Annotated in this window: 11 protein-coding genes; 3 read left to right on the forward strand and 8 right to left on the reverse strand. The window is 63.3% G+C overall.

The window, feature by feature from the left end:
• Nucleotides 1-28: 28 nt before the first annotated feature.
• The 7 genes from ACVOLR_RS16135 to ACVOLR_RS16165 all read right to left on the reverse strand — a co-directional run bounded on the left by ACVOLR_RS16135 (nt 29) and on the right by ACVOLR_RS16165 (nt 6,289).
• Nucleotides 29-1,399, reverse strand: a complete 1,371-nt coding sequence (locus tag ACVOLR_RS16135) for a leucyl aminopeptidase family protein (RefSeq protein ID WP_481537338.1) — start codon at nt 1,397-1,399, stop codon at nt 29-31.
• A 34-nt stretch (nt 1,400-1,433) separates the two neighbouring features.
• Nucleotides 1,434-2,144, reverse strand: coding sequence for an HAD family hydrolase (locus ACVOLR_RS16140; RefSeq protein ID WP_481537339.1), 711 nt, complete (start codon nt 2,142-2,144; stop codon nt 1,434-1,436).
• A 172-nt stretch (nt 2,145-2,316) separates the two neighbouring features.
• The gene (locus ACVOLR_RS16145; protein ID WP_481537340.1) at nt 2,317-3,408 is read right to left on the reverse strand and encodes an AI-2E family transporter; all 1,092 of its coding nucleotides are present in this window, start codon (nt 3,406-3,408) and stop codon (nt 2,317-2,319) included.
• Between the two features lie 45 nt (nt 3,409-3,453).
• Nucleotides 3,454-3,891 (reverse strand): protein sip-5, encoded by a 438-nt coding sequence (locus ACVOLR_RS16150; protein ID WP_481537341.1) that lies wholly within the window; start codon nt 3,889-3,891, stop codon nt 3,454-3,456.
• The gene (locus ACVOLR_RS16155; protein WP_481537342.1) at nt 3,888-4,373 is read right to left on the reverse strand and encodes a phage holin family protein; all 486 of its coding nucleotides are present in this window, start codon (nt 4,371-4,373) and stop codon (nt 3,888-3,890) included. The genes ACVOLR_RS16150 and ACVOLR_RS16155 overlap by 4 nt, the downstream gene beginning before the upstream one ends.
• A gap of 5 nt (nt 4,374-4,378) precedes the next feature.
• Nucleotides 4,379-4,738 (reverse strand): hypothetical protein, encoded by a 360-nt coding sequence (locus ACVOLR_RS16160; RefSeq protein WP_481532118.1) that lies wholly within the window; start codon nt 4,736-4,738, stop codon nt 4,379-4,381.
• 120 nt (nt 4,739-4,858) lie between these two features.
• Nucleotides 4,859-6,289, reverse strand: a complete 1,431-nt coding sequence (locus ACVOLR_RS16165) for a Do family serine endopeptidase (protein ID WP_481537343.1) — start codon at nt 6,287-6,289, stop codon at nt 4,859-4,861.
• 461 nt (nt 6,290-6,750) lie between these two features.
• Here ACVOLR_RS16165 and ACVOLR_RS16170 point away from each other — a divergent pair, with 461 nt between their 5' ends.
• The 3 genes from ACVOLR_RS16170 to ACVOLR_RS16180 all read left to right on the forward strand — a co-directional run bounded on the left by ACVOLR_RS16170 (nt 6,751) and on the right by ACVOLR_RS16180 (nt 10,812).
• Complete coding sequence (locus tag ACVOLR_RS16170) at nt 6,751-8,904, forward strand: adenosylcobalamin-dependent ribonucleoside-diphosphate reductase (protein WP_481537344.1); 2,154 nt, start codon at nt 6,751-6,753, stop codon at nt 8,902-8,904.
• A gap of 135 nt (nt 8,905-9,039) precedes the next feature.
• Nucleotides 9,040-9,891, forward strand: coding sequence for a histone (locus ACVOLR_RS16175; RefSeq protein ID WP_481537345.1), 852 nt, complete (start codon nt 9,040-9,042; stop codon nt 9,889-9,891).
• 84 nt (nt 9,892-9,975) lie between these two features.
• On the forward strand, nt 9,976-10,812 hold the full coding sequence (locus ACVOLR_RS16180) for a TSCPD domain-containing protein (protein ID WP_481537346.1): 837 nt from the start codon (nt 9,976-9,978) through the stop codon (nt 10,810-10,812).
• Nucleotides 10,813-10,976: 164 nt separating this feature from the next.
• On the opposite strand, the gene ACVOLR_RS16185 is transcribed toward ACVOLR_RS16180, so the two are convergent.
• Nucleotides 10,977-11,402 carry a hypothetical protein gene (locus ACVOLR_RS16185; RefSeq protein ID WP_481537347.1) on the reverse strand — a complete coding sequence of 142 codons (426 nt, stop codon included), beginning with the start codon at nt 11,400-11,402 and terminating at the stop codon, nt 10,977-10,979.
• Between the last annotated feature and the right edge of the window lie 421 nt (nt 11,403-11,823).

Here is an 11,823-nt window from a genome sequence, read left to right on the forward strand (position 1 = left end):
GAGCATGGCTCGGCACTACAGGGACGCTTCAGGCGCCGTAACGGGTCTTCAACATCGCCCACGCCGAACGCAGCGCCAAGGCCTCACCGCCGGCCGGGCGGCCCGGGCGTTCGCCGTCGTTCCAGGCGTAGACGTCCAGATGTGCCCACACCTGGCCTTCGTTGATGAAACGCTCCAGGTACAGCGCTGCAGTCACCGAGCCAGCCATGCGCGAGCCGGCGTTGGCCAAGTCGGCGATGCCGCTGTTGAGGTAACGCAGGTAGGGACGCCACAACGGCATGCGCCAGACCGGGTCGCGGGTGCTGTCGCCAGCCTGCAGCCATTGGTTGGCCAGGGTGTCGTCATTGGCGAACAAGGCCGGCAGATCCGGGCCCAGCGCGATGCGCGCAGCACCGGTAAGGGTGGCGAAATCGAGGATGGTGTGCGGGTTCTGCTCGCTGACGTAGGTCAGCGCGTCGCACAGCACCAGGCGGCCTTCGGCGTCGGTGTTGTCGATCTCCACGGTGATGCCCTTGCGGGTGGTGATCACTTCGCCGGGACGGAAGGCATCCGGGCCGACTGCGTTCTCAACTGCAGCCACCACCAGGGTCAGCTGCACCGGCAGCTGCTGCGCCATCACCAGGCCCGCCAAGGCGATGGCGTGGGCGGCACCGCCCATGTCCTTCTTCATGTTGCGCATGCCGTCGGCCGGCTTCAGATCCAGGCCGCCGGTGTCGAAGCACACGCCCTTGCCGACCAGTGCCAGATGCGGCGCACCAGCGTTGCCCCAGCGCAGCACGATCAGGCGCGGTGCGCGGTGCGAGGCGCGGCCAACGGCGTGGATGGTCGGGAAATTCATTTCCAGCAGTTCGTCGCCGGCAATCACTTCCAGTTCGCCACCGTGGGCTTCGACCAGATCGCGCGCGGCGTCTTCCAGCTGCTGCGGGCCCATGTCTTCGGTCGGTGTGTTGACCCAGTCGCGCACGCGCAGGCAGGCGGTCACTACATCGAGAATCTCAGCGGCCGGTGTTGCCAGCAGTTGTGCGGCCGGGCGGGCCAGCTTGCGGTAGCGGTCGAAGCGGTAGCTGCCCAGGCCCCAGCCGATCTGCAGGTTGGCGCTGCTGCTGGCGTCCAGCTCATTGGCGAGCTGCCAGCTGGTGCCGGCCGGCAGCGCGAACGGGGCGTGCGCATAGGCGTAGGCATCGGCGTGATCGCCAACGCCCAGCACCGCACCGGCAATGCCGTTATCGCCGGGGATCAGCAGCACGCTGTTCGGTGCGGCGTTGAATTGTTGTGCTGCGGCCCAGGCCTGCACGGCGGCAGGCTGCTGTGCCTTCCACGCGGCAAAGCCGTCGCGGTCCAGCACGTACAGCGGCAGGGCGTTGGTGGAATCAGCGGTGTAAGCAGTAATCGGGGTCATGGTGCTCTCTAAAGCGTCTGCTGGCGGCCGTGGCTTAGCGCTGCGGGTTGGAGGCGTTGCCATCCAACCAGTCGGCCAGTCCGGTCAGGGTGTCGAACTGCAGGTCAGGCTGCAGCTCGGTGTGGGTCCATGAATGTTCTTCGCGGTTGATCCAGCAACCACGCAGGCCGGCGCGCATCGCACCGGCTACGTCCATTTCGGCGTGATCGCCGACGTGCAGTACCTGCGCGTGCTCAACGCCAAGGCGTTCGCAGGCGGCATGGAAGATGCCCGGGTCCGGCTTGGCCGCGCCGAACTCGCGTGAGCCCAGCTGGAAGGCGAACAGCTCGCCGATGCCAATGCGCTGCAGGTCGGCATTGCCGTTGCTAACCGCAGCAACCGGCACGCGCGCGGCGATGCGGCGCAGTGCCGCCAGTGCATCAGGGTAGAACTCAACCTGGTTGCGCGCGGCGTAGAACGCTTCGTAGGCCGGGTCGAGCAGGTCCATGCTTGCGCCGCTCTTTTCCAGCGCCTCGGCCAGGGTCAGCCGGCGCAACGCGCTCAGGTCGTAATGCAGCTGCGGGTTGTCGCGGAACGAGCGTTCGCGCAGTTCACGCATGGCCGCGACCGGGTACATGCTGGCGGTGGCCGGGCTGTGTTGCAGCATCCAATCGTGCAGCACCTGGTCGATGCGGGCGCCGATGGGAGCGAACGGCCACAGCGTGTCGTCCAGATCGAGGGTGATGGCGAGTACGGGAAAGTTCATCCGGGCATTTTACGCCAAGCCTATGAGCCGGGCCTGTAGGGGCTGTGGCTGCCCGATCTTGCTTGTGGGAGCGGCGTGAGCCGCGAAGCCGGTGCATCATCAGTTGGCAGAGGTGCTGGTGGCTTCAGCACCACCAGTTTCGCGGCTGACGCCGCTCCTACAAAAGCAGGGCTTATTCCAGCAGCTTTGCCCAGCCGTGCATGCCATCCACCCTGCTCAGCACCAGCTTCACGCAGACCAGCAGTGGCACTGCCAACAGCAGGCCGATCATGCCCCATAGCCAGCCGAACAACATCAGCGCCAGGATCAGCATCAGCGGCGAGATCGCCATGCGGCGGCCAAGCACGATAGGCGTGATCAATTGCCCCTCCAGCGTATGCAGGGCCAGGTAGGCCAGTGCGGGCAGCAAGGCGGTCAGTGGATCGCGGAACTCGACGAAGCCCATCAGCAGCATCAGCACGATGCCGATCAATGGCCCCACATACGGGGCGAAATTCAGCAGCGCGGCTACCGTGCCCCACAGCAGGGCTTCGGGCAGGGCGATGCCGAGCAGCATCAGCACCCCGGACAGGATCAGGCCCAGGGCGACGTTGATGATGGTGATGGTCAGCACGTAGCGCGACAGCTCGCGCTCGATCGAGCGCAGGATTTCGGCAGTGAAGCGCTTCTGCTGGCGGTTGGGTAGCAGCGCGATCACATGCCGCTGCAGGTTTTCGCCATAGATCATGAAGAACAGCGTCAGCAGCACCACCGCCAGCGCCGAGGCGGCCAGCTTGGGCGTGCGCACCAGTGCCTTGTAGGGATCGTCGAGCTGGGTGCGGATCACCTGCACCTTGCGGTTGCCTTCACCGCCAGCGGCGCGGGCGAAGCTCTCCGCTGCCAGGTTGGCCTGCTGCACGGGTTTGACGAAGTCCTGCACCTGCCGCGAGATCTGCCGCATCTGCTGCGGCGCTTCCTGCACCCATTCGGTGGCCGGGCCGGCCAATTGCACTGTCAGCGCTGCGCTGCCGGCCAGACCCGCGGCCAGCACCAGCAGTGCGCCGAGGAAGCGTGGCAGGTGCAGTTTCTGCAGCAGGCGGATGATGGGGTTGCCGATCAGCGCGAAGAACATCGCCAGCAGCACCGGCAGGATCACTTCCTGCGCGGCCCACAGCGTATAGCCCACCGCCAGCGTCGCCAGCACCACCAGGGCGACTGGCGCGCGTGGTCGTGGCGCAGGGGTTTCAGTGGGGCGGGGTATGGCTTCGGGCAACGGGTCAGACATGCGGGCAGTGCTCCGTGAACGGAACGGCGCGCAAGGGCGCCGTGCTCAGGATTCTGACAGTTCTGTCGCCGCTTCGGCGGGGCCGGGTGGCGTGCTGTTGTTGCGCGCAGTGGCGGGCGGCGGCGTGTTGTCCTCGTCGCTCTCGTCGTCGCCTTCATCAGTATCGGCCGCAGCCTGCCCGGCCATCACCCCGGCCGCAGCCGCAGCGGCGGCAAACGAGGCAACCGAAGCCTGCGCGCTGCTGACCAGCCCGGACACCGAGCCGATCATCTGCAGCCAGCGGCTGCCACTGAAGGCACCGCCGGGTTCCAGCTTCCCGGCCAGGAAGCCGCCGGCCAGGCCGACAACCACGATGCGGCCGGGTGTCCATGCGCTGCGCCAGCTCTGGTTGAGCTGGTCCCAGTGCTGGGTGGTTTCCTCGCCACGCACCTGCACCACGGCTTCAGCGCGGCGTACGCGGCGTTGCAGGGCTTCGAAATTCACGGTGTGTGCTCCCCGGGTATCTTCACTTCGGCATCGGGGTCTTCGCCATTGGGCTCATCAAACAAGCCCAGTCGCGACAACTGCCGGCGGGTGGCATGCATGCCGGTGTGGTGGAAGAAGTAGGACACCCGCCAGATCGCGTAGCCGGTGACGGCCAGGCTGGTAAGGGTCGGGATCAGCAGCGAGACGAACAGCGACAGACCCATGTATTGCAGCATCGCCACCGCAGTGGCCGCCAACAGCAGCCACGCCGAGGCGCCGAACACGATGGCCACGCCGCTCCACGCCAATGAACGACCAAACGCGCTGCGCGCCAAGGACAGGTCGGCCGAAGCCAGCCGGCGCAGGGAGCGCAGCGTGTTGGAAGCCGAGTCCAGCGTCTGCCGGCCGGCTGCGCCAACCTGACGGATGCTTTCTTCCAGCCCGGGCGCCTGGCCCGGGGTGGAATCGTCGCCGGTGGGCGGTGTTGCGTTATCGCTCACGCCGATCAGTCGTTGCTGCGGGCGAGTTTGGCGATGATCCAGCCAGCGGCGAAGGCCACGCCGAACGAGGCCAGCGGACGCTCACGGATGAGGTCGGCGGCGCTGTCGAGCAGGTCCTTGCCCTTGTCCATCAGTGCGTCGACCTGTTCCTTGGCAGCGGCACCGCCAAGTTCGGCAGCGGCCAGGCCGGACAGCGCGCTGTCGGACAGTTCAGCCTTCATGTTGGCCTTGCCCAGGCGCAGTTCGTCGCCGGCAGCACCGGCAGCGCCCTTGACGGCCGAGCCAGCGGCAGAAGCGGCGGACTTCAGGTGTGCGCCAGCCTCGCCCAGGTGGTCCTTCATGTTCTCGGTATTGGTGGGGCTCATCGTGATCTCCTGGTTTCAGCGGGTGCGCCAGATGGCGCGCGGTTGCAACAGAACTCAACAAATAGCAGTTGCCGGGTGTAAACAACGTTACGCCGGCACAACAAGATGCTCACTTGAGCATCATCGCATCATCAATTGGCCACGCTGGCTGCCACCACGCAGGATGCTCAACACCAGCTGCGGCGGGCGTTGGCCGAAGCTGGCGCGCCAGCCGGCGAGGTCGGTGAACGCGCCGCTGCTGGCTGCAAGAATCACATCGCCACTGGCCAAGCCTGATTGCGCGGCGCGGCTGCCGCGCGCCACTTCGCTGACCAGCACGCCGTTGATGCCGGCCTGACGCAGCGATTCGGGCAGGTCGGCGAAGGTGGCGCCGCTCAGGCGCGGGTCCAGCGTGTCGCCGGCCACTGCGCGCGGTTGTTCCTTCAAGGTGGCCTTGAGCTGCAGCGGCTTGCCATCGCGGCGCACTTCCAGATCGACCGTGCGGCCAACTGTGGAGAGACCCTCAAAGTTGTGCAGGGCCTGCGCGCTGTCCACGCGCTGGCCGTTGATCGCGGTGACCACGTCGCCCGCCTTTACCCCGGCCGCTGCCGCACCGGAACCGGCCAGCACGCGCGTCACCAAAGCGCCGCGTGCTTCTTCCAGGCCCAGGCCCTGGGCGATCTGCGGCGTCAGGTTCTGGGTTTCCACGCCCAGCGTGCCGCGCACCACCACGCCCTTGGTGATCAGCTGCTCGACCACGTCGCGGGCAAGATTGGACGGAATGGCCAGGCCCAGGCCGATGTTGCCGGCCATGCTGCCCTGCGGGTTGTAGCTGGCGGTATTGATGCCGACCAGTTGGCCGTTGAGGTTGACCAGCGCACCGCCGGAATTGCCGGGGTTGATCGAGGCATCGGTCTGGATGAAGTTCTGGTAGCCCAGCCCGCGGATGCCGCTGCGGCCCACCGCCGAGACGATGCCGGAGGTGACTGTCTGGCTGAAGCCGAACGGGTTGCCGATCGCCACCACGAAGTCGCCCACGCGAAGTTGGTCGCTATTGCCCAGCGGCAGTGCGGTCAGCTTTTCGGCCGGGATGCGGATCAGGGCGATATCGGTATCGCGGTCAGAGCCGAGGAACTCGGCCTTTACCGTGCGCCCATCGGCCAGGGTGACCTGCACGTCGTCGGCGTTCTCGACCACATGATGGTTGGTGAGTACATAGCCGCGCGCTGCATCGATGATCACACCTGAGCCCAGCGACTCGTTGATGCGCTCCTGCGGCACCTGCGGAAACAGGCGGCGGAAGAACGGGTCGTCGAAGTAGGGGTTGCGTACCCGCACCACTTGTTTGGTATTGACGCTGACCACGGCCGGCATCGCCTGCTCCAGCATCGGCGCCAGCGACGGCACCGCCTGCCCGGCGACCGCGGACGGTAGCGCGGCGGTGGTGGGCAATACCGTGCTCAGCGAGGCGGCATCGGCGCGGTTGTCCAGGTGGGCATTGATGGCGGAGACGGTGAAGCCACCAAAGGCGGCGGCCAGCGCCAGGGTCAGCAGAGTCGGGATGGGTCGCATTGCCGGGGGTTCCATGCGGGGGCGCCCGAGGGCGGCGCCGGGGTGGGGCGGGTTGCTGAACACGAGTGTGGCGGGGGGCAGCTAAATCAGCAATGAAACTTCTGCATTGCCGCAATCCCAAGAGGCCCAAGCCCTGCAGGGAATGCAATAGCCCGACGGCTGATTTTTCGTTTGACATCACCCCGTGGGTGGGTAAGCTTGGCCGGGTCATCACCCACTAGATGTTGGGTTGATGTGAAAAGCGTCCCCAAGCAGTAGGGTTTAGTGCTCGGGGTGCAAGCACCCCAACGGAAGGCGTGCAATGACCGCGACAGTGATGCAGAAAACCGGTATTTCCCGGAATCCCCTCATCCCGCTGACAGGCGCGTAAGTACGCGCCTGCGCGTCGTTGTCTTTGCTGCCCGACCCGTTTGGGAAAAGAAAATCGCACCGCAAGGTGCCCCAGGAGAGTTTCCACAATCATGAGTACGGTGCGTCTGGAAGTGGTCAGCAATCAAACCAAGTCGGACATGATCCCTCTGCAACCTGCCTCGCAGGACATCTGGGAAAAGAAGTACCGCCTCACGACCAAGGCGGGCGAAGCGCTGGATGCCGATATCGACGGCACCTACCTGCGCGTGGCCCGTGCCTTGGCTGACGCCGAGGCCACCGACGACAAGCGCGCCTACTGGTATGAGCGTTTTGCCTGGGCCCTGCGCCGTGGCGCGATCCCGGCTGGCCGCATCACTTCCAATGCCGGCGCCCAGCAGCACAAGCCGGCTACCAGCACCATCAACTGCACCGTGTCGGGCACCATCACCGACTCGATGGACGGCATTCTTGAAAAGGTCCACGAAGCTGGCCTGACCTTGAAGGCCGGCTGCGGTATCGGCTACGAGTTCAGCACGCTGCGTCCGCGCGGTGCCTTCGTTGCCGGCGCTGGCGCCTACACCTCCGGGCCGATGTCCTTCATGGATATCTACGACAAGATGTGCTTCACCGTGTCCTCGGCCGGTGGCCGTCGTGGCGCGCAGATGGGCACCTTCGACGTATCCCACCCGGACGTTAAGGACTTCATCCGCGCCAAGCGCGAAGACGGCCGCCTGCGCCAGTTCAACCTGTCGCTGCTGATCACCGATGGCTTCATGGAAGCCGTCAACACCGATGCCGACTGGCAGCTGGTGTTCCCGATCAACACCAAGGAACAGGCCGAGCTGGACCCGTCCAGCGGTGAGGAAGTGGTGTGGCGCGAATGGCCGACCCACGAAAACTACATCGTCCGCGATGACGGCCTGGTGGCCTGCAAGGTGTATGGCCACATCCGTGCCCGTCACCTGTGGGACATGATCATGGTCTCCACCTATGACTACGCCGAGCCGGGTTTCATCCTGATCGACCGCGTCAACGAGATGAACAACAACTGGTGGTGCGAGAACATCCGCGCAACCAACCCCTGCGGCGAGCAGCCGCTGCCGCCGTATGGCGCCTGCCTGCTGGGCTCGGTGAACCTGACCAAGTTCGTGCGTGACCCGTTCACCGACAAGGCCTCGTTCGATTGGGACGAGTACAAGGAAGTGGTGCGCGTGTTCACCCGCATGCTCGACAACGTGGTCGAAGTGAACGGCCTGCCGCTGGAACAGCAGCGCAACGAGATCATGCGCAAGCGCCGCCACGGCATGGGCTTCCTCGGCCTGGGCAGCACCATGACCATGCTGCAGATGAAGTACGGCAGCACCGAGTCCTGCGAGTTCACCGAAGCCATTGCCCGCGACATGGCCGTGGCTGGCTGGGAAACCGGCCTGGAACTGGCCCGTGAGAAGGGCGCCGCCCCGATCATGGAAGAGCAGTTCCCGGTCACCGCCGCGATGCTGCGCCAGCGCCCGGAAATGAAGAAGGACGGCTGGAAGGTCGGCCAGAAGATCGCCGGCAAGGTGCTGCATGCCCGCTACAGCCGCTACATGCAGCGCGTGGCCACGGTGGCCCCGGAGCTGGTGGAAGAACTGGCCACGGTCGGTTCGCGCTTCACCCACCACAGCTCCATCGCCCCGACCGGCACCATCAGCCTGTCGCTGGCCAACAACGCCTCCAACGGCATCGAGCCCTCGTTCGCGCACCATTACAGCCGTAATGTGATCCGCGAAGGCAAGAAGTCCAAGGAAAAGGTGGACGTGTTCTCGTTCGAGCTGCTGGCCTACCGCCAGCTGGTCAACGACAAGGCCATGCCGTTCTCCGACGAGGCTGACGCCCAGCTGCCGGAGTACTTCATCAGCGCTGACGACATCTCGCCCAAGGAACACGTGGACGTGCAGGCCGCCGCGCAGAAGTGGGTGGACAGCTCGATTTCCAAGACCGCCAACGTACCGACCGATTACCCGTACGAGCAGTTCAAGGACATCTACCGCTACGCCCACGAGCAGGGCCTGAAGGGCTGCACCACCTTCCGCTTCAACCCGGCTGCCTTCCAGGGCGTGCTGGTCAAGGAAGCGGATCTGGAGAACACCACCTACCGTTTCGAGCTGGAAGACGGCCAGACGGTGGAGGTCAAGGGCAACGAACAGATCGAGTACGACGGCGAAATGCACACCGCCGCCAATCTGTTCGATGCCCTCAAGGAAGGCTATTACGGCAAGTTCTAAGTGCCTTCATCGCCCTCCCGGCCGCGCGCTGGGAGGGCAATGACGGTGGCTTCGTCGCCACCTTCTTGTTTCACGTTGCATCGGCTTCGATATAGCATCGCCACATTACAGACCCGATGCCCTTAGGAGGGCTTTATGAGCAATGGTAATGGTGTGACCGCGACCGTAACCCAGGTTGCCGAGAACGTGAAAGAAACCGTCAAGGAAACCGTCGCCCACGCCGGCGAGAGCATCGCGGCAACCGCCAGCGACGCCGTGGTTGCAGTGAAGGCCAGTGCAAAGAAGGTTGAGGCCGGCGCCAAGAAGCAGGTTGCCAAGGTCAAGAAGGCCGTCAAGAAGGCTGAAAAGGCCGTCAAGAAGGCTGAGAAGGTCGTCGCCAAGAAGGCCAGCGCGGCAAAGAAGGAAGTAAAGAAGAAGGTCGCCTCCGTCCGCCAGAAGCTGGAAGCCGCCAAGGCCAACGCCACGGCTGAAGCCACCGAGCTGAAGAAGAAGGGCGCCGGCAAGCGCGCAGCGACCAAGAAGGCCATTGCCAAGGTCGAGAAGAAGGCCGCCACCAAGGTCGCCTCGGCCAAGAAGACGGTGAAGGCTGCTGAGAAGAAGGTCGCCAAGGCCGTCGGCAAGAAGGCTGCTGCCGCCAAGAAGTCGGTGAAGGCCACCGAGAAGAAGATTGCCAAGGCTGTCGTCAAGAAGACCACCGCTGCCAAGAAGGCAGTGAAGAAGGTCGAAAAGAAGGCTGCCAAGAAGGTCGCCGCCGTCAAGAAGACGGTGAAGGCCACTGAAAAGAAGGTCGCCAAGAAGGTTGCCAAGAAAGTAGCCGTCAGCAAGAAGACGGTTGCCAAGAAGGTTGCCCTGACCAAGAAGACCGTGGCCAAGAAGGCCGCTACCGCAAAGAAGACGGTTGCCAAGAAAGCAGCCAGCGCCAAGAAGACGGTTGCCAAGAAGGCCACCGCAGTGAAGAAGGCCGTCAAGAAGGCCACCCGCAAGTAAGCCGCACCGCGCACCCCGTCCCGCAGGGGCGGGGTTGCCGCCACCTGCATCGCAGCACCACAACGTATAACCAGGATTCGTACCATGGCCGTCAAGATCGACAAGAAAATCAAGGGTTACTCCGTCGTCACTCCGGACGACAAAGCCCGTGAAGCAGCAGCGGCCAAGGCCCCGGTCACGGTGGCCCAGGACGAATCCCCGATCGACAACATCGTGCACATGCACGAGCGCATCGAGCGCCCGGAAGTGCTGATCGGCAGCACCTACAAGATCAAATCACCGCTGGTGGAGCACGCCTTCTACGTGACCATCAACGACATCGTGCTCAACCAGGACACCGAGCACGAGCTGCGCCGCCCGTTCGAGATCTTCATCAACTCCAAGTCGATGGAGCATTTCCAGTGGATCGTGGCGCTGACCCGCATCATGTCCGCCGTATTCCGCAAGGGCGGCGACGTCACCTTCATCGTTGACGAAATGAAGGCCGTGTTCGACCCGAAGGGCGGCTACTTCAAGGCCGGCGGCGTGTACATGCCGTCGCTAGTCGCCGAACTCGGCTCCATCGTCGAAGAGCACATGAAGACGATCGGCCTGCTGCACGACCCGGAAATGAGCGCCCACCAGCGCGCTCTCATCGCCGAGAAGCGCAAGCAGTTCGAAGAACGCTCAAAAAAAAACAGTGAAGTAATCGCAGCGCCGGCGCAAAGCACCGCGCTCGCCCCCTCCCTTTCGCAAAGCGAAGGTGAGGGCCGGGGAGGGGTAGCTTCTGAGGTAGTCATTCTCGAAGCAGACACCGAAAGCGCCGACAACGGCAGCTTCCCAGCCGCCGCCACCATGTGCCACAAGTGCAGCACCAAGGCGCTGGTGATCATGGATGGCTGCCAGACTTGCTTGAATTGTGGGTATAGCAAGTGCGGGTGATTTGATTGCTGCTTCGTTCCAAAGAAGGCAGGTTCGTAAATGAGCCTGCCTTCTTATTATTCCCCGCTGGATGGTGGAAGGATAAGAGGCCCTGCGGAGCAGCGCTGGCCTCCTGAGCGGTGAGGTGCTTGACGAACGTCAATCGTTCGAATCAGGCCTTTTGGCTATTTCTTTTTCAATTCAAAGCCATAGGTGAAAAGAAGTTCAGGTTCGCTGGTTTGGCAAGGGAACCGACCTATCAGGTCGCAGGCTTCTTCTTCGGTAAAAGGTGCTGCGCCGATCAACTGGTAGCTGACGCCAAAATCCATCGTTGTTTCGCACTTGCGGGTGCCGTTGCTGTCGGGATTGCACGAGGTGACTAGATTTCCACAACCTCCCTTGATGCTCAGCCGATAGGGCGTGGTTAAGTCGCCACCCTGCCAGTGCACGCCGTTGCAGTAATAGGCATCTTGCCCAACAGGTTGGCCGGCGGCGTTGAAGTAGACCGAGTTGCTTGAGTTGTTGCGCGCTGCGTCGGCATTCGAAGAGAGGAGCGTTGCCGTGAAGAACAGTATCGCCGTGACTATTGCTCGCATAATCAATAACTCCATGTTTGGATTTATGTAGCTGTCGTTTTGTAGCAACTGTTACTTGAGTGCGCTTGTCTCAGGATTTCACCCGAACAAGGCAGAACAAAGTCTGCAATTGCTCATGGCTGATTTCAAATGACATATTGAGTGATTGTTCGGGAAGGCGTGAGATATAGTGAGAAGGTGGTCAGCAAGTGAGTCATGGTTCGCACAGCAGCAGTTCGTTGTTGAGAAACAGCAAACAGGCGAACATTGGGGCAGGGGAACAGAGAAAGCAGGAGGCAGGGAAACAGTAACTAATTCCAGGTAAGCGCAACGAACTCGGAAAACAGGGGTCAGAGTGAACTGCCCCGGATTCCATGGATAAGGTAGTCAGGGGACACTCCTGACCTGTTGATATTGCTGCTCGATCTGTAAAGGCGTGGTGTAGCCGAGAGCTGAA

The organism is Stenotrophomonas sp. STEN030 (assembly GCF_056759995.1).

Bases quoted from the DNA above. Each gene is read 5' to 3' on its own strand.
- ACVOLR_RS16135 (WP_481537338.1), bottom strand. From the start codon at position 1,399: ATGACCCCGATTACTGCTTACACCGCTGATTCCACCAACGCCCTGCCG.
- ACVOLR_RS16140 (WP_481537339.1), bottom strand. From the start codon at position 2,144: ATGAACTTTCCCGTACTCGCCATCACCCTCGATCTGGACGACACGCTG.
- ACVOLR_RS16145 (WP_481537340.1), bottom strand. From the start codon at position 3,408: ATGTCTGACCCGTTGCCCGAAGCCATACCCCGCCCCACTGAAACCCCT.
- ACVOLR_RS16160 (WP_481532118.1), bottom strand. From the start codon at position 4,738: ATGAGCCCCACCAATACCGAGAACATGAAGGACCACCTGGGCGAGGCT.
- ACVOLR_RS16165 (WP_481537343.1), bottom strand. From the start codon at position 6,289: ATGCGACCCATCCCGACTCTGCTGACCCTGGCGCTGGCCGCCGCCTTT.
- ACVOLR_RS16170 (WP_481537344.1), top strand. From the start codon at position 6,751: ATGAGTACGGTGCGTCTGGAAGTGGTCAGCAATCAAACCAAGTCGGAC.
- ACVOLR_RS16175 (WP_481537345.1), top strand. From the start codon at position 9,040: ATGAGCAATGGTAATGGTGTGACCGCGACCGTAACCCAGGTTGCCGAG.
- ACVOLR_RS16180 (WP_481537346.1), top strand. From the start codon at position 9,976: ATGGCCGTCAAGATCGACAAGAAAATCAAGGGTTACTCCGTCGTCACT.
- ACVOLR_RS16185 (WP_481537347.1), bottom strand. From the start codon at position 11,402: ATGGAGTTATTGATTATGCGAGCAATAGTCACGGCGATACTGTTCTTC.